We start from the raw sequence: 16,797 nt of genomic DNA, 5'->3' as shown, positions 1-16,797 counted from the left end.
GTGCCCCGATCGACGACCGCACCTCCGCTGTCCCGCCGCGGCTTCCTCACCGCGGCAGCCGGTCTGAGCGTGTCGGCGTGCGCCGGAATGGGCGCGCGCAGTGCGGTCGAAGGGGATCCGAACACCATCGTGTTCTGGTCGAATCATCCGGGTACCTCCAAGAATCAGGAGACCGAGCTGATCAACCGTTTCCGGGTTCAGCATCCCGAGCTGACCGTGAAACTGGTGGACGCGGGCCGCAACTACGAAGAGGTGGCGCAGAAGTTCAATGCCGCCCTGACCGGTGGCGCCCTACCGGATGTGGTTGTGCTGTCCGATGTCTGGTGGTTCAACTACGCCCTCAACAAGGCGATCGAACCGCTCGACGCCGAAATCGCGGCAGCCGGTGTGCCACTGACGGACTACGTCGACTCCTTCGTCGAGGACTACCGCTTCGACAGCAAGCTCTGGGCACTGCCGTATGCGCGCTCCACCCAGATCTTCTGCTACAACCGCGGGCTGTGGGCGCGTGCCGGACTCCCCGATCGGGGGCCGCGGTCCTGGCAGGAATTCGACGAATGGGGTCCCGAACTGCAGCGTGCCATCGGCCCGGGCAAATGGGCGCACGGCTGGGGCGACGCGAAGAACTACCTGGCCTGGACCTTCCAGGGACCCAACTGGACCTTCGGCGGCGCCTACTCCGACCGATGGACGCTGACGTTCACCGATCCGCACACCGTCGAGGCCGGAAACTTCCTGCGCGACATGATCAATCGCAAGCGCTACGCCAATATCCGGCCCCAGCTGGCCGTCGATTTCGGCACCGGGGTGGTGGGATCGGCGATCACGTCCACCGGCGATATCAAGGGCATCACCGCGAATGCCGCGGGCACCCTGGACTTCGCCACCGCATTCCTCCCGCACCCGAACGGGCCCGGGTGTACCACCGGTGGTGCGGGCCTGGCGATTCCGGCCCGCATATCCGAGCGCCGCAAGGCCAACGCGCTGCGGTTCATCGCCTTCCTCACCGATCCGGTGAACACCGCCTACTTCTCGCAAGCCACCGGATACATCCCGGTGCGCAAGTCCGCGATCGATGAACCGTCCCAGCGGGAATTTCTCGCGGCGAACCGCAATTTCGCCACCGCGATCGAGCAGCTACCGCTGACTCGGTCGCAGGACTGGGGGCGGGTGTTCCTGCCCGGTGCCGATCAGATCATCGGCACCGGACTCGAACAGATCGGACTGCGCGATCGGGAGGTGACGGCGGCCTTCGCCGACGTCACCGAACGGCTACAGGGCATCTACGATCGGCAGATCGGCCCGAAACTCCCACGGTGACTACCAGATTCGCACGCGCTGTGCGGGATCCAGATATAGTTCGTCACCCGGCGTGACCTCGAACGCCTCGTGGAATCCGTCCAGGTTGCGCACGACGCCGTTGCAGCGGAACTCCGGCGGCGAATGCGGATCGACCGCCAGCCGGCGGAGGGCCTCCTCGTCCCGGGCCTTGGTGCGCCACACCTGGGCCCAGCCGAAGAAGACCCGCTGCAGACCGCTGAGTCCGTCGATGACCGGGGCCTCGGCACCGCCCAGCGCGATCTTGTAAGCCTCCAGCGCGATCGAGAGTCCGCCCAGATCACCGATGTTCTCACCGATCGTGAACTCACCGTTCACGGTGTGGCCGGGCAGCGCCTTGGGTTCGAAACTGTTGTACTGGTCGATCAAAGCCTTGGTGCGCTTGCCGAATTCGGTCCGATCCGTCTCGGTCCACCAGTCGACCATATTGCCGTCGCCGTCGTACTTGCTGCCCTGATCATCGAAACCGTGCCCGATCTCGTGACCGATCACCGCACCGATACCACCGTAGTTCGCCGCATCGTCGGCGTTCATATCGAAGAACGGCGGCTGCAGAATCGCGGCCGGGAACACGATCTCGTTCATGCCCGGGTTGTAGTAGGCGTTGACGGTCTGCGGGGTCATGAACCATTCGCCGCGATCGACCGGTCCGCCGAGCTTGTTGAGATCCCGGTCGTGGTCGGCGGCGTAACCACTGCGGTAGTTGCCGACCAGATCGGAGGGATCGACCCGCACCGCGGAGTAGTCGCGCCAGCTGTCCGGGTAGCCGATCTTCGGGGTGAAACGCTCGAGCTTCGCCAGCGCCGCCTCGCGGGTCTGCGGGCTCATCCACTCCAACTCTGTGATGTTGCGGCGGTATGCCTCGATCAGATTGGCGACCAGCTCCTGCATGCGCGCCTTGGCCTCGGGCGGGAAGTGCTCGGCCACATACAGTTTGGCCACCGCTTCGCCGAGGAGATCCTGTACCAGCGATACCGCGCGCTTCCAGCGCTCCCGGTTCTCCTGCGCACCGGTCAGAGTGCGGCCGTAGAAGTCGAAGCTCTCCTCGACGACGGCGGCGGTCAGATACGGTGCGCGCGAACGCAGGATCCGCCAGCTCGCCCACGCCTGCCAGTCCTCGATCGATTCCGAGGCCCACAACCGGGCGAAGGTGCTGGCGTAATCGGGCTGGCGCACAACGACTTCGGCCAGCAGCTCCGCACCGGCCCGGCCGGTACCCTCGGCCATGGCATCGGCCCACGCGTTCCAGTCGAATTCGGGGTTCTCGGCGGCGAGATCGGCGAACGTAGTGAGGTTGTAGCTCAGCTCGGCGTCCCGACGCCGCACCACATCCCAATGTCCCTCGGCCAGTTTGCGTTCGAGTTCGAAGACCCGCCGCGGGTCGGCGTCGAGCGCGGCGAGGGCGAACATCCGGCCCATGTGCTCGACGTACTTGGTACGAATCTCGGCATAATCGTCGCTGCGGTAATACGATTCGTCGGGTAGGCCGAGACCGGACTGGGTCAGGTTGACCAGATAGCGCTGCGAATTCTTGTCATCGGTATCGACATAGGCGCCCACCGCGCCACCGACACCGGTGCGCTGTAGCCGGCCCAGCAGCGTGGCGAAGGCGGCGCGATCACCGACCTCGCGCACAGCGGCCAATTCGTCGGCGATCGGAGTGAGCGCGGCCGCCTCCACGGCCTCGGCATCCATGAAGCTGTTGTAGAGGTCACCGATCTTGCGCGCCTCGTCGGCGTCGGGGACCGATGCCCTCGTACCGGCGGCCAGTTCCTGGATGATCTGCTTGACATCCAGTTCGGCCTGGTCGTAGAGGGTGCGGAAGGCACCGTCGACCGCGCGATCGGCGGGAATGTCGTAGGTTTCCAGCCATTTGCCGTTGACGTGCGCGAACAGGTCGTCCTGTACCCGCACAGCGTCGTCGCGATAGGTCAGATCGATGCCCGAGGGAGTCGTCACGTCGAAAGTCACGAACTCCAGTATGCCGACGATGGTGCCGTGCCGCCGCCGGCCGGCCGTGCTCAGCCGGTCGCCACCGGAATGCGGTCGAACTCGCCGTCGCGGACGCCGGCCACGAACGCCCACCACTCACCGGCCGTGAATCGCAGCTCGGTGTCGCCGTGCCACAGCACCGTGCCGCCCGCGCGATCCGGCCGGGTACGCACATGGGCGCTACCGCCGATGTCGTCGACCGTCCGCAGAAATTCCATCCACACCCCCGCGTCGACGATGATGACGGGCTCCCGCTCCGGTCTGTTCGCGGGATCGCGACGGTATTTGCTGTCACGAATCAGCACCGCCGGGCCGTCGAAACGCACCTCGACACATTGATTGCCGTTGTTGGTGCGGGTCGAGGTGAACCACTGCGTCACCTCTGGTTGATACCTCTCGGGGGTAGGCATGGGCAGGATGTTACACGCCGAGATATTTCTCGATCAGCGCCAATGTTTCTGTGCGACTGAGGGATTGATCGAGCGCACGCAAATATGCGAACGCCAGATCGTGAACTCGAGCGGGATTGTCGACCGGCCCGCCGAAAACGGCGCTCTCGGCCCAGCCGAACGTCGGCAGATACTCCGAGGCGAAATCGAGCAGATGGAAACTGGCCCCGCCCAGAATCGCCCCGGCGGTAGCGGCGAACGGAATGACCCGGATGTCGATGTTGTCGCGGGTGTGTAGTAATCCGGACAGATATTCCAGCTGGGTGCGCAGCACCTGGGGACCACCGATCTGCTGTACCAGGGTGGCCTCGCCGACCACCGCGGTGACCTCTGCGGGATCGGACCCGTGCAACCGCTTCCGCCGGCGCATCCGAATAGCGACGAGCTGCTCGACCTGAGCCGGGCGGATCATGACATCCGCGCTGATCAGCGCGCGCGCGTAGCCTTCGGTCTGGAGCAGACCCGGGATCACGAGACTGTCGTAGCTACGGATGCTCTGCGCGCCGTACTCCATGCCGTAGTAGCGCTGCAGTTCCGGGCCGATCAGGGCGGATCGGGTCCACCAGCCCCGCTCCTTACCGGCCGCCAGCAGCTCGAGCAGTTCCACACGCTCCTCGGCGGCGACCTCGAGCAGGTCCAGCACCGGGCCGATGGTCTTGCCGGTCAGCATCCGGCGGCCCTTCTCCACATGCGACCAGTTGGCCGGGGTGAACCCGACGCCGCGGGCGAAACCCGCCGAATCGAAGCCGCGCTGTTCGCGCAACTCCCGCAGTCTGCGAACCAGTTCCCACCGAGCGACGACAGGCGACGTTGGGGCCATGCGGGCCGATGCTACGCCGGTGTAGATGTAACCCGTGTTGACTATTGTCATTTCAACCATCCGGCGATACGGTCTGTGCATCGGTGGCATTGCACTCGACTACGAGACGAGGATCGCCATGAGCACGCCCGACCCGGTGGCCGGAGCGATCGAACCGAATAGCACCGCCATCCCGAGAGCGCACCGCGTGATCGCCCAGGAAGCGCTGGCTCGATGCCGTCGCTACCGCACGGAGAACGGCCTCTACGGCATCGTCGATGCGATCCAGGGCCGAATTCTGCTCGAAATCGGGGCCGTCGGCGCTGTCACGGTACCCGCCGCCCTCGGCTCCACCATCCGCGATTACCTGACCGAACGCGGACACCGCGGACCGATCATCGGCCATCCGCGTTCGGCGCGCTGGACCTTCCTCACCGGCCACGTCGACGAATCGACCCAGGATGCCGCGGTCGCCACCGATATGTTCCATCGCTGCGCGGCACTGGTCACACCGGGCACCACCATCGTGCTCCCCTCACCGGCCGACGAACGCACCGGCTATCGGGTGTGGATCGATTCGCCGCACTGCGATTACCGGCCGGATCTGCCGGAAGTCCTCTCGGCGGCCAGGCAGTGCCGCCCGGCCGTCTACTGACCGCGCTCGGCCCGAGGCGATTACGACGTCGGTCGCGGGCTGATCGTGACGCTGTACTTGTTCTCCAGCGTCTGATTCCAATCACGCTGGCACTGGTCGATTTTCGACTGATCGCCGTTGGCCTTGTTCACGCAGTCGAGGAAGTCCTTACCGCCGTTGTTGACGAAGAAGCTGACCCCGATCGCGGCGATCACGATGGCGGCGATCAGGCCCAGCAGCCCGAGGACCAGCCCGGCGATCGCCATACCGCCGCCCCCGGCCGTACCGCGACGCGATTTGACCGTGGCGATGATGCCGAAGATCAGCGCCAGCAGGCCGAACAGGATCCCGCCCAACACGGTCCAGCAGCTCAGCAACGCGATGATACCCAGGACCAGGGCGGTGATGGCCAAGCCCTTACTCTTCGGCTCCTCCCACGCGCCCTGCCCCGGCGGGCCGGGGTAGCCGCTCGGCGGCGGCGGGGGATATCCGCCGGGATACGGCTCCTGCTGTCGCGGATACGGCTCCTGCTGTCGCGGATACGGTTCCGGCTGCTGCGGGTACGCCGGCTGTTGTGGATACTCCCCGGAGCGCCCCGGATACTCTCCGGGTTGCTGCGGATACTCTCCGGGTTGCTGCGGATTCCGATCCGGCGGTGGATAGTTTCCGGGCGGTGGGTTCTCCGTCATGGCCGTCCTCTCCTTGACCGCACGTCTGCGCTGCAGCGTCTGCCGACTCTATTGCCCGCCGAGCCGGGCGTGCATCTCCCACACCAGGACCTCCGCCGGAACTTCGGCGACGATCCGCTGCCCGCCACTGCGCGTCATCCGCACCGCGTCACCCGCGTACAACGTCCCGACGCCTTCCATCTCCACCTCGCCGCGCGCGATGAATACATGCAGATAGGGGGCCTCGGGCAGACTGATCGCCTCGTGCGCACCGGCACCCGACAGACGCGCCACATGCAGGGCGGAATGGCTGCTGCTGATCGCGATCGCGGTGCGATCGCGATACCTCGGCATTCCGGTGGCGACGGTGATCAGACCGCCGCGTGCGAGTTCGTCGTCGATTTCGAGCTGCTGATATCCGGGGGTAATTCCGGGCTCGTCCGGAACAACCCACATCTGCACGAAATGCACCGGCTCGGAATGCGGTGACGTTCCGCCCTGCTCCGGCGGCAACCGCCAGGAATCGTTCTTTTCCGAATGGAGAATTCCGGTGCCGGCACTCATTCGTTGCGCCAATCCCGGATAGATGACACCGGCATGTCCGAGGGAATCCTGATGGACCAGAGACCCATTGAGAACCCAGGTGACGATTTCCATATCCCGATGCGGATGAGTTTCGAATCCCTCACCCGGAAGCACGATGTCGTCGTTGTTCACCAGCAACAGCCCATGGTGGGTGTTGTCGGGATCGTAATGCTCGCCGAAGGAGAACGAATGTTTCGAATCCAGCCATGCCACACGGGTTTTCATGCGATCGCCGGCGCGATGTATATCGATGTGTGGTGTCGTGAGTGTGGACAACAGGGGTCCTCCTCTCGGGCTGCTGTCGAGGCCGCCGGGTAGATTCTACCGTGGCGGCGCACCGCCCTCGCACATTGATCCGGAGGTGAACCGATAATGCGACCCGACGCTCAGCGGCGGGCCGCCGTGGCCGCCGCCGTCCGTCGGCCCGGAATGCCCCGGCTGGCCCTGATCCGGTTCGCCGGCCAGTTCGGCGACGGAATGTTTCAGGCCGCGCTGTCGGGTGCGATCCTGTTCAATCCCGAACGCGCCACCGATCCGCTGGCGGTCGCGGGTGGCTTCGCGGTGTTGCTGCTGCCGTATTCGGTCATCGGCCCCTATGCCGGAGCGCTACTGGACCGATGGGACCGGCGCATGGTGCTGCTGATCGCCAATGCGGTGCGGGCGGTACTGATCCTGGTGACCGCCGTCGGATTGTGGGCCGGCATCCGGGATACCCCGCTGTTGCTGCTGGCCCTCGCGGTGGTCGGCATCAGCCGATTCGTCCTGGCCGGTATCTCGGCCAGTCTGCCCCGGGTGCTGGAGCAGCGCTGGCTGGTGCCGATGAATTCCGTGCTCGCCACCGTCGCCTCGGGGTGCGCCGGGGCGGGGGCCGCGGCGGCCGTGACGATCATCGGGGCGCTGGGCGCCGGTGATTTCGCGGGCGGGGTCGCGGTGGCCGCCGGCGCCTGCGGATCGATCCTGTCGGTGGCGGCGGCGCTCGGATTCGCGCGTCACCAGCTGGGACCCGAACATCTGGGCCCGGCGTCCCCGGCGGAGGGCGCGCAACCCGAACCCGATTCGCCCGCCGCCACATCCGCGAGTCCGGCACCGGCGACTCGGCGCGACTCGGCACGGGAGTCCGTCCACGCGGTCCTCACCGGGTTGCGGACCGGTGCCCGCGCGGTCGCCGAATCCCGGGATTGCACGACGGCGATGATCGGCGTCGGCACCCACCGGATCGTATTCGGCGCGAACACCCTGCTCATGGTCCTGGTGCTGCGCCGGCCGAACGAATCCGGCATCTCGGCGAGTTCGGGACTCGTCGGGTTCGGGGTGGCGATCACGGCCGTGGCCGCCGGCATGCTGGCCGCCGCCGTGCTGACTCCATTGCTGATCCCACGGCTCGGCCGACCGCGCACCGTCGTCGCGGGACTGTCGCTCGCGCTGCTCGTGCAGGCGACGCTGGTACCGCCGATCACCATCGCCACCGGAGCCGCCGAACAACGCGCCCACCAACTGCTGCTGGCGGGTGCGTTTGCACTGGGCCTGGCCGGGCAGATGGTCAAACTGACCGGCGACGCCACCCTGCAGATCGATATGGACGACGATCGACGCGGACAGGTATTCGCGCTGCAGGACACCATCTTCAACATCACCTTCGTAGTCGCCGTCGCGATCACGGCGCTGGTGATCCCCGCCGACGGACGGTCGCTCGCCGTCGTGGCGGCCGGGGCCGTGCTCTACGCGCTGGGTATCGCGGCCATCGCGATCAACAGCAGGCGTTCCGCTACTCGGTGACCGACCAGATCGGCTGATCCCAGGTACCGAGATCGTCGCTGTCGGCGAAGAATCGGTCCAGAACGCCGTCGTCGTCGAGATCCAGCGCGGCGATATCGGCCGACCCGTCCCGATCCCAATCCCAGAGCGCGTCGTCGGCCCGACCGTCGCCGTCGAAGTCGAGCCGTACCGCATCGGGTGTGCCGTGACCGCCCAGGTCCAGATCCGCCCGCGTCGACCAGATATGTGCGCCACCGTCACCCGAGCCGAACAGGTACTCGATATTGGTCATATCCGTCCGACGCGACCGCCGCGCCCGGGGTTCCCGGTCCACCCACACGCACCCCGTCCAGTCGGTTAGATTGATACCCGCTGTGCTCGATCCCAAAGTTCGTGGCGACTGATGGTGCATGTCCCCGGTGATGCGAGCGGTTGTCCAGGAGAACGGTGAGCGGGAGCTACGTGGTGGGGAAGTATCGGGTCGGTACACCGGTCTCACGCGGATTGGTCTCCTCCGGAAGGCGCTGTGCGCCCGCGATCTTCGGGCCTGCCCTCACCGGACTGCTGCTGGCCGGCTCCCTGGTTCCCGCTCCGGCCGCCGCCGAACTCGCACCGTGGGCGCCGCCGCCGAAGAACGCCTGCGGGGAAACCGGATTCGACCCACTCGCCCGCAAGCCCGATCCGAACGCGCCTGCGCCGCCGATACTTCCGCCGCTGCCGCCGTCGATCGATATCCAGGTGCCGTACCCGGAGATCGTGCCGGTGCCGGTGCCGGGCCCGAAACCGGACAACACCCGGATCGTCCCACAGCCGCTACCGGCCGACCCGTGCCACAATCCGTGCCCGGATATCCGAGATACACCGAAGCCGCAGCCGCCCCCCACCGAGGATCCCGCCCAGCCCGCTGAACCCGCACCGCAGTCGGGGTCCGCATCGGGTTCGGGGACCGGCTCCGGGACCGGCTCGGGTACCGGATCGGGCTCGAACTCCGGGCCGTTCAATCTGCCGAACATCAACATCAACCCCGAACCGGAGCCGATTCCGATCCCGATTCCCGGGGGCGAACCGCCCGCACCGGAGACTCCGCCGCCGCCGGTGATCAACTCCGCCGAACCCGGTCCGGTCGCCGCACCGCCGGCACCCCGGCAGGTGGACGGCGTGAAACTGGTCGGCCAGGTGACCGGCCACGGTTCGGTCAATCGCACCGATATGCGCTGGCAGGTCGACGGAACCGACCTCGGCATCATGTGGGAGACCAAGCCCGGCGAGGTCGCCGTGCTGTTCGGCGACACCTTCGGCAAGGGCTGGCAGTCCGGTGGCGCCGGCGGGCCCGACTGGCGATCCAATGTGCTCGGTTTCAGTACCGAGCGGGATCTGTCGAAGGGACTGGTCATCGACAAGATGGTCCAGGACAGCCGATGCCACGCGGCCGAACTGCTGAGCAGTCGCAAGATCAAGAACTTCGAGACCACGGTCATCCCCACCTCGGGATTCGCCCTCGGTAACCGGCAGTACGTGAGCTACATGTCGGTCAATCGCTGGAGCCGGATTCCGGGGATGTGGTGGACCAACAACGGCGGCCTGGCCTACTCCGACGACGGCGGCAGCACCTGGGTCAAGGATCAATACGCCAAGTGGGACAACATGTTCGGCCTCGACCGCTTCCAGGTCGCCACGATGGTGCCGCACGGTGACTACGTCTACATGTTCGGCACGCCCAACGGGCGAGTCGGTGTCATCGGGCTGGCCCGGGTGCCGAAGAAGGATGTGCTGAACAAGGCGGCCTACCAATACTGGGTGAACGGCACCTGGGCACCGGCCCAGGAGAACCTCGCCACCCCGATCGTGCCGGGAATCGCGGGCGAGCTGTCGCTGCGCTACGACGACTCGAGCAAGCAGTGGCAGATGGTGTACCTGGATCCGGCACGGCACGCCATCGTGCTGCGCACAGCCGCCGAGCCCCAGGGCACCTGGACCGACGGGGTGGTGCTGGCCGATACCGACAACTACCCCAAGTCGTACGGCGGTTTCATCCACCCGTGGTCGACCGGCAAGGATCTCTACTTCACGATGTCGGCCTGGGACAGCTACAACGTGTACCTGATGCACGCGACACTCGACGCCCCGAAGCCCGCTGATCCCTGATCCGAGCACGCGAGGCGTCATCTGCACCACCTCGCGTATTCACCCGCGGCCAGTATTCTCGAATCAATCATGGCCACCTATTTCGATCCCAAGTCCTGGTCACCGTTGCGGGCAGTGGACCTCGGCCGTCGGTTGTTCGACCCGGAACTGCTGGATCAGTGGGCGGCCTTCACCACGGCCTGGCTGGATCCCGTCGCCGATCTGGGATCGGGAACGGTCACCGCGCTACTGCCCGATGTGCTGATGACCCTGCTCAGCGAGGGGATCCTGAGTCGTTTCGGCGGCCGAGAGGTCACCGCCACACTGCTCGGGCACGATCTGACCGCGATCCTGCGGACGTTGAAGGTTCGCCGCCGGGGCGCCCACTTCCAGACCAAGACGGTGTTGACCGAGCTGCGCTGGAACGGGCATCCGGTCGAGGAGATGACCGTCATCGCGCACGGGGTGCGGCTGATTCCCGGCGTGCCGACGAAGGTGCGCACAGCGGGCCTCGACGTCACCGGCGCCGTGACCACCGCGGCCCTGATGGAGTGGCTCAACGAGAAGCGCCTGGACTGGCATTTCGAGGTTCATCCGAGCGGATTGATCAGCGCGCGACATCGACAGCGCAGGTTCCGGGCACTGGCCGATGCCACCATCAGCGACAATCAACTGATCATCGCGATCCACGAAGTGTCCTGGGCCGGCGTGCGGGTACCCCGGCGCTGGGTGACGGTGGCGCCGGTGCCGCTGACCGATCTACCGAGCGACCTGCGGATCGTGCGCGCGGACCGGCAAGGGGACCGGGTGAACTTCCGGATCGAACTGCCCGCGGTCACCGGTTCGATCGACCTGGGTCAGATGCGCGCGGCGATCGTGGCCGGCACCACGCTCATCGTCTTCTGACCCCTTCCGACCGGCTACTGCCCGCCCGCGGCCCACCACTCCCGCAGTGCCGCCTCCGCTTCGTCGCGTGTCAGCGGGCCGCGATCCAGCCGCAATTCCTTCAGATAGCGCCAGGCGCGACCGACCTGGGGGCCCGGTTCCAGGCCCAGCAGCTCCATGATCGCGTTACCGTCCAGGTCCGGCCGCACCCGCTGCAGGTCCTCCTCCTGCTGCAACCGCTCGATCCGCGTTTCCAGATCGTCGTAGGTGGACCGCAGCAGAGCGGCACGGCGCTTGTTCCGGGTGGTGCAGTCCGCCCGCACCAGCTTGTGCAGGCGTGGTAGCAGCTCCCCACCATCGGTGACATAGCGGCGGACCGCGGAATCGGTCCACTGACCCTTGCCGTAGCCGTGGAACCGCAGATGCAGGTAGACCAGTCGCGCCACATCTTCGGTGAACTGCTTCGGATACTTCAAGGCGCGCATCCGCTTTCGCACCATCTTGGCGCCGACCACCTCGTGGTGATGGAAGCTGACACCGCCGCCGGGCTCGTTGCGTTTGGTCGGCGGCTTGCCGATGTCGTGCAGCAGCGCCGCCCAGCGCAGCACCAGGTCGGGATCGCCGTTTTCCTGGTCGATGGCCTGGCGCAGCACCGTCAGCGAATGCTGATAGACGTCCTTGTGCTGATGATGTTCGTCGATCTCGAGCTTCATCGCGGGCACCTCCGGCAGCACCCGCTCGGCCAGCCCGGTCTCGCACATGATGTCGATGCCCTCGGTCGGATATTCACCGCCGATCAACTTGTCCAGCTCGGTGCGCACCCGCTCGGCGGTGATGCGGCGGATCTCGTCCGCCATCAGCGCGATCGCCACCCGCACCCGCGGCGCCACCTCGAAACCGAGCTGGGAGACGAAGCGCGCGGCGCGCAACATCCGCAGCGGATCGTCGTTGAACGAATCCTCCGGCGCCGCCGGCGTATCCAGGACACCTTCGAGCAGATCGTCCATCCCGTCGAGCGGATCGACGAATTCCAGTTCGCCCGTCGCGCCGATCCGTACCGCCATCGCATTGGCGGTGAAGTCGCGGCGGATCAGATCACCCTCGAGGCTGTCACCGAAGGTGACCTCGGGATTGCGCGAGACACGGTCGTAGCTGTCGCTGCGGAAAGTGGTGATCTCGAGCTGCCAGCCCGATTTCGACGCGCTCACAGTCCCGAACGCCAAACCTCCGGTGTCCCACAGGTTGTCGGCCCAGCCGCGCAGAATCTCCTGGACGACCTCCGGTCGCGCATCGGTGGTGAAATCCAGATCGGTGCCGAGCCGGCCCAGGACCGCATCCCGCACACTGCCGCCGACCAGGTACAACATATGGCCCCGCGCCGCGAACAGCCCGCCCAGCGGAGTCAGGACATCCGAGAGCCGGCCCAGCGTGATCGCCGCCGCGGCCAGCAATCGCGTCCGTCGATCACCGGCGGGGTCGGACACGGCTCTTCCCTCCACTGCTGTGCCGCCCTCCACTTCTGCGTCAACGGACTTCGGCGAAACCACGGACACGCAGCTTAGTTGGTCCGCACCCACGCGCACTCGCCCGGACCTGCCGGGGCGGGGCGGGCGACTCGGCGCCGAACACGTTCAGCGCATCGATCCGGCGCGGCTAGACTGACGCAGTGTCTCCGGCCGATCGCGCGAACAGTCGACGCCGCCAGCCCCGGCGCCGCGGTTCGGCCGGTAATGCGGCGAAACCTCGCATGCGCACCGTCCGGGAAACCTCCGCGGGCGGATTGGTCGTCGACGGCCTGGACGGTCCGGCCGAGCAGCGCTGTGCCGCACTCATCGGCCGTACCGACCGTCGTGGCCGGCTCCTGTGGTCGTTGCCCAAGGGGCATATCGAGGAGGGGGAGACGGCCGAGCAGACGGCCGTCCGCGAGGTCGCCGAAGAGACCGGTATCAACGGCACGGTGGTCGCGGAGCTGGGGAGTATCGACTACTGGTTCGTCACCGAGGGCCGTCGGGTACACAAGACCGTGCACCATTATCTGATGCGGTCGTTGGGGGGTGAGCTCTCCGATGCCGACGTCGAGGTCACCAAGGTGGCCTGGGTGCCGTTGAGCGAACTCGATTCACGGCTCGCCTACGCCGATGAGCGGCGTCTGGCCGAAGTCGCGAATCGGCTGATCGATCGGATGGAGAGCGGCAGACAATGACGCGTGCGGGTGGCAGTAGGCGCCGGTGGGTGCTACTGCTCGTCTCGCTGGCGCTCGCCGTTTTGTGCGTGCCGTCGGCCGGATCGAGCAATGCGGAACCCTCCGGTTCGGGGGGTACGACGACCGCGCCGAAATTTCTCAAACTCACGCTGGATTCGGTCTCACCCAGCACGATCACCACGACCAGCGATTCGGTGCTCACGCTCACCGGGACCGTGACCAATATCGGCGACCGCGCGGTCGACGATGTGAGTGTCCGGGTGCAACGCGGGTCGGCGGTCGGCGAACCCAGCGAACTGCGCTCCACCCTGCGCCAGGATCAGTCCGGCTTCCCGATTACCGGACCGTTCCAGGATGTCACCGACGAATTGGCCCCCGGCCAGCGCAAACAGTTCACGCTGCGGATCGGTGTGCGGGAGGGGATGTACAACCAAGCCGCCGATCCGCCGGTGTCGTCCTCGCTCGGGATCACCGAGCCGGGGGTGTACCCGCTACTGCTCAATGTGAACGGCGAACCGGCCTACGGCAACCAGGCCCATCTCGACGATGCGCGGTTCCTGCTGCCGGTCGTGGGCCTGCCCGCGCTGCCGAGTAGTTCCGACGGCGCGCCCGAGGGCACCCAGCCGATTCCGGCGGCCCCGCAACCTCCGGTCGCGACCACCATGGTGTGGCCGCTGGCCGACCGTCCGCGGCTGGTGGCCGGAATTCCGGGGTCCGTCGACGGCAAGGCCCTGCTCACCGACGACGAACTGGCCGGTGAACTCGCGGCGGGCGGGCGGCTCGATCAACTGGTTTCGGCGCTGGAATCGGCGCTGCGGTCCGATCCATCTCGCGATTCCTCGCGATCGGGCCCCGGATTGGCGGGGTCGCTGTGCCTGGCCGTGGACCCCGATCTGCTGCTGACCGTGTCGAAGATGACCGATGGCTATCGCGTGCTGGCCAGTCCGTCCGATCCGGACGGCCCGACCCGCGACGGCACCGGCCCGCAGGCGGCGCGGTCGTGGCTGGATCGGCTGCGCGCGCTCGCGCCGACGATGTGCACCGTGGCACTGCCGTTCGCCCAAGTCGACCCGACCGCGCTGGCCGGGGTGCACGACGCGGACCTCACCGCCCGCGCACTCACCGCCCCCGCCGATATCGTCGATTCGCTGCTGTCGGTCAAATCCGTGCGCGGGGTGAGCCTGCCCGCGTCCGGCGCCATGGGTCCCGATGCCACGACCATGCTCACCGAGCGCGGTTTCACCAGCGCGGTCCTCGCCGACAATGCGATAGGTGAAGGCGATGCGGTCAGCGCCGCGACCGGTTCGATGCCCGCCGATGCCACCGTCCGCAGTACCGCCTCGGTCTCCGCGGAGACCCATGCCCCGGTGCCGGAGGTGGTACGCCTCCCGGCCGCGCCCGCGAAGCCCGACGCACCGGCACAACCCGATTCCGGATTGAAGGTCGCCACCTTCGATATGTGGTCGGCGACCGCGCTGGCGGCGGTCGGATCGAATCCGCCCACCCCGGCTTTCACCCCCGATCGGGTGCGCTACGCGGTGACCAACGACTCCCGTACCGCCCGGCTTCAGGATGCGCTCGGTGCGCTGGCCTGGCCGGCGTTGAGCACGACCGGGACCCGGCCGCGATCGACACTGCTGATGCCGCCACAACAGTGGGGTGCCGATCGCGACGAGGCGGGGGCGCTGCTCTCACAACTCGAATCGCTGTATCGGACCGGGCTGGCCACTCCGCGATCGTTCACCGATCTGCTCGCGCAACCGGCCGATCCCCGGCCGTTCGACCTCGACTATTCGGGTGACGCGGCCGCCCAGGCCGTGCCGGATCAGTTCATCGCCCCCGTCGGACAGCAGGAACACCGCATCGACGATCTGATGAGCGCCCTGGTCGAGATCCCCCAGCAGGAGCCGACCCCGCGCACTTTCCTGACGCCGCTGCGCGACGATCTGATCCGAGTGCTGACCCTCTCCGATCGCGGCGGTACCGACACGCAGGCCGACACCGCCGCACAACGCCGGCTCGAACAGACCACGCGGACCATGGACGGACTGTTCTCGTCGGTGAGCGTGCTGCCGCCGGGTGGGGTGTACACCCTGGCCTCGGAACAGAGTCCCCTGCTGCTGGTCGCGCGCAACGATCTGCCGGTCGCGATCCGGATCCGCTTCAAGATCGGCGCGCCCGCCGAGACGAATATCACCGATATCGGCGAACAGCAGCTTCCCGCGGAGGGCACCCGGTCGTTCCAGATTCCGACCAAGGTGAGCGACAGCCGTAACCTGGTCATTCCGATATCCCTTAGCACACCGGACGGGGTGCCTCTCGGCAATGCCACCTCGGTTTCGGTACGTTCGAACGCTTACGGTCAAGCGTTGGCGATAATTACCGCATGTGCCGGTGCACTGCTGTTCCTGCTCGCCGGTCGCCGCCTGTGGCGCCGCTTCCGGGGACAGCCGGATCCGGCCGACAAGGGATTGGACCCGGGGAAACGACGCAGGCTCAACCGGTACCTGCGCGCCCGCAAGCGAGTACTGCAGGAAGAGGAGGCACAGTGAGCGACAATCGCGCAGCGGCTCATTGTGCCGACCGGGTGCGGGTGTCCCGCAGGATCCCAGGCACAGTGAGCGACAATCGCGCAGCGGCTCATTGTGCCGACCGGGTGCGGGTGTCCCGCAGGACCCCAGGCACAGTGAGCGACAATCGCGCAGCGGCTCATTGTGCCGACCGGACCCGCGACCAGCACCCGCCTGTCCGCTCCGCCGATCGAATGCCCAGCAGCAGACCGGAGGTCCGGTGACCGAGTACGACGGCCCCGTCGTGCCCGATCAGGCCGACGACGAGCAGCATCCGCGACGAACTCCCGCCGCGCCGTGGGAGCGCGGACCGCGACGTCTCGGTCCCGACCAGTCGATGCCGCCGTCGGGCCCCAACGGTGTCGTGCCGAACGGCGCGGGACCCATCCGGCGCGCGCCGCACGATGCGCGCCCGGTCCCGCCCGCCGATCCGCGACGTCCTCTCAGCGGTCCCATTCCCCAGGTCCCGCCGGGCGCCCGGGCGCCGGGTGCGCCCGGACCCAACGGCCCGCGGCCGCAACCACCGAACCCGCCGCGACGGCAGACGCCCCCCAGCGCGCCCATGCGGCAGACACCCCCGGGTGCCGGTCCGGGGCCGCAGAATCCGCCCCGCCGGCAGGCCCCGCCGAGTGCGCCGCAGCGCCGGATGCCACCGCCGAGTGAGCCGTTCCGACAGATCCCACCCGCCGACCAGGGGGGCGGCCGACCGCCGCGCATGCCACCCCCGCCGCCGCAGCAGGGTCGTCCGCGGCCGCCGCAGTCCGGCCGCCCACCGGCGGATCAACCCCCGCAGCG

General features: G+C 67.3%; 14 protein-coding genes. 7 read left to right on the top strand and 7 right to left on the bottom strand.

Annotated features, from left to right (window positions below; all coding sequences use genetic code 11):
• Complete coding sequence (locus LKD76_RS01080; RefSeq protein ID WP_227979031.1) at nucleotides 1-1,320, top strand: ABC transporter substrate-binding protein; 1,320 nt, start codon at nucleotides 1-3, stop codon at nucleotides 1,318-1,320.
• Here LKD76_RS01080 and LKD76_RS01075 read toward each other — a convergent pair whose 3' ends face one another.
• Genes LKD76_RS01075 through LKD76_RS01065 form a run of 3 tightly spaced genes read right to left on the bottom strand, consistent with a single transcriptional unit; the run spans nucleotide 1,321 to nucleotide 4,599 of the window.
• The gene (locus LKD76_RS01075) at nucleotides 1,321-3,309 is read right to left on the bottom strand and encodes a M13 family metallopeptidase (RefSeq protein WP_372465682.1); all 1,989 of its coding nucleotides are present in this window, start codon (nucleotides 3,307-3,309) and stop codon (nucleotides 1,321-1,323) included. It lies immediately after the preceding gene.
• 50 nt (nucleotides 3,310-3,359) lie between these two features.
• On the bottom strand, nucleotides 3,360-3,740 hold the full coding sequence (locus LKD76_RS01070; RefSeq protein ID WP_227979030.1) for a DUF397 domain-containing protein: 381 nt from the start codon (nucleotides 3,738-3,740) through the stop codon (nucleotides 3,360-3,362).
• Nucleotides 3,741-3,750: 10 nt separating this feature from the next.
• On the bottom strand, nucleotides 3,751-4,599 hold the full coding sequence (locus LKD76_RS01065) for a DUF5753 domain-containing protein (protein WP_227979029.1): 849 nt from the start codon (nucleotides 4,597-4,599) through the stop codon (nucleotides 3,751-3,753).
• A 118-nt stretch (nucleotides 4,600-4,717) separates the two neighbouring features.
• Here LKD76_RS01065 and LKD76_RS01060 point away from each other — a divergent pair, with 118 nt between their 5' ends.
• Complete coding sequence (locus LKD76_RS01060) at nucleotides 4,718-5,233, top strand: hypothetical protein (protein WP_227979028.1); 516 nt, start codon at nucleotides 4,718-4,720, stop codon at nucleotides 5,231-5,233.
• Nucleotides 5,234-5,253: 20 nt separating this feature from the next.
• On the opposite strand, the gene LKD76_RS01055 is transcribed toward LKD76_RS01060, so the two are convergent.
• Both LKD76_RS01055 and LKD76_RS01050 read right to left on the bottom strand, forming a co-directional pair.
• On the bottom strand, nucleotides 5,254-5,901 hold the full coding sequence (locus LKD76_RS01055) for a DUF4190 domain-containing protein (RefSeq protein WP_227979027.1): 648 nt from the start codon (nucleotides 5,899-5,901) through the stop codon (nucleotides 5,254-5,256).
• A gap of 48 nt (nucleotides 5,902-5,949) precedes the next feature.
• Nucleotides 5,950-6,741 (bottom strand): pirin family protein, encoded by a 792-nt coding sequence (locus tag LKD76_RS01050; RefSeq protein WP_227979026.1) that lies wholly within the window; start codon nucleotides 6,739-6,741, stop codon nucleotides 5,950-5,952.
• 96 nt (nucleotides 6,742-6,837) lie between these two features.
• On the opposite strand from LKD76_RS01050, the gene LKD76_RS01045 reads away from it, so the two are divergent.
• Nucleotides 6,838-8,241: an MFS transporter gene (locus LKD76_RS01045; protein WP_227979025.1), complete on the top strand. Its 1,404-nt coding sequence runs from the start codon at nucleotides 6,838-6,840 to the stop codon at nucleotides 8,239-8,241.
• On the opposite strand, the gene LKD76_RS01040 is transcribed toward LKD76_RS01045, so the two are convergent.
• A complete protein-coding gene (locus tag LKD76_RS01040; RefSeq protein ID WP_308188501.1) occupies nucleotides 8,231-8,512 on the bottom strand; it encodes a hypothetical protein in 282 nt (93 codons plus the stop codon). The genes LKD76_RS01045 and LKD76_RS01040 overlap by 11 nt on opposite strands.
• A gap of 245 nt (nucleotides 8,513-8,757) precedes the next feature.
• Here LKD76_RS01040 and LKD76_RS01035 point away from each other — a divergent pair, with 245 nt between their 5' ends.
• Entirely contained in the window at nucleotides 8,758-10,365 is a 1,608-nt protein-coding gene (locus LKD76_RS01035) for a DUF4185 domain-containing protein (RefSeq protein WP_372465960.1), read from the top strand.
• A 69-nt stretch (nucleotides 10,366-10,434) separates the two neighbouring features.
• Nucleotides 10,435-11,250 (top strand): hypothetical protein, encoded by an 816-nt coding sequence (locus LKD76_RS01030; protein WP_227979024.1) that lies wholly within the window; start codon nucleotides 10,435-10,437, stop codon nucleotides 11,248-11,250.
• Nucleotides 11,251-11,264: 14 nt separating this feature from the next.
• Here LKD76_RS01030 and LKD76_RS01025 read toward each other — a convergent pair whose 3' ends face one another.
• Nucleotides 11,265-12,713 (bottom strand): CCA tRNA nucleotidyltransferase, encoded by a 1,449-nt coding sequence (locus tag LKD76_RS01025; protein ID WP_227979023.1) that lies wholly within the window; start codon nucleotides 12,711-12,713, stop codon nucleotides 11,265-11,267.
• Nucleotides 12,714-12,895: 182 nt separating this feature from the next.
• On the opposite strand from LKD76_RS01025, the gene LKD76_RS01020 reads away from it, so the two are divergent.
• Together LKD76_RS01020 and LKD76_RS01015 are read left to right on the top strand one after the other, a co-directional pair.
• Complete coding sequence (locus tag LKD76_RS01020) at nucleotides 12,896-13,432, top strand: NUDIX hydrolase (RefSeq protein ID WP_227979022.1); 537 nt, start codon at nucleotides 12,896-12,898, stop codon at nucleotides 13,430-13,432.
• Nucleotides 13,429-15,984, top strand: a complete 2,556-nt coding sequence (locus LKD76_RS01015) for a DUF6049 family protein (protein WP_227979021.1) — start codon at nucleotides 13,429-13,431, stop codon at nucleotides 15,982-15,984. The genes LKD76_RS01020 and LKD76_RS01015 overlap by 4 nt, the downstream gene beginning before the upstream one ends.
• Nucleotides 15,985-16,797: the final 813 nt, after the last annotated feature.

The organism is Nocardia spumae (assembly GCF_020733635.1).
In the GTDB taxonomy this organism is placed as follows: domain Bacteria; phylum Actinomycetota; class Actinomycetes; order Mycobacteriales; family Mycobacteriaceae; genus Nocardia; species Nocardia spumae.
This window is presented reverse-complemented; position numbering and strand designations above follow the sequence as displayed.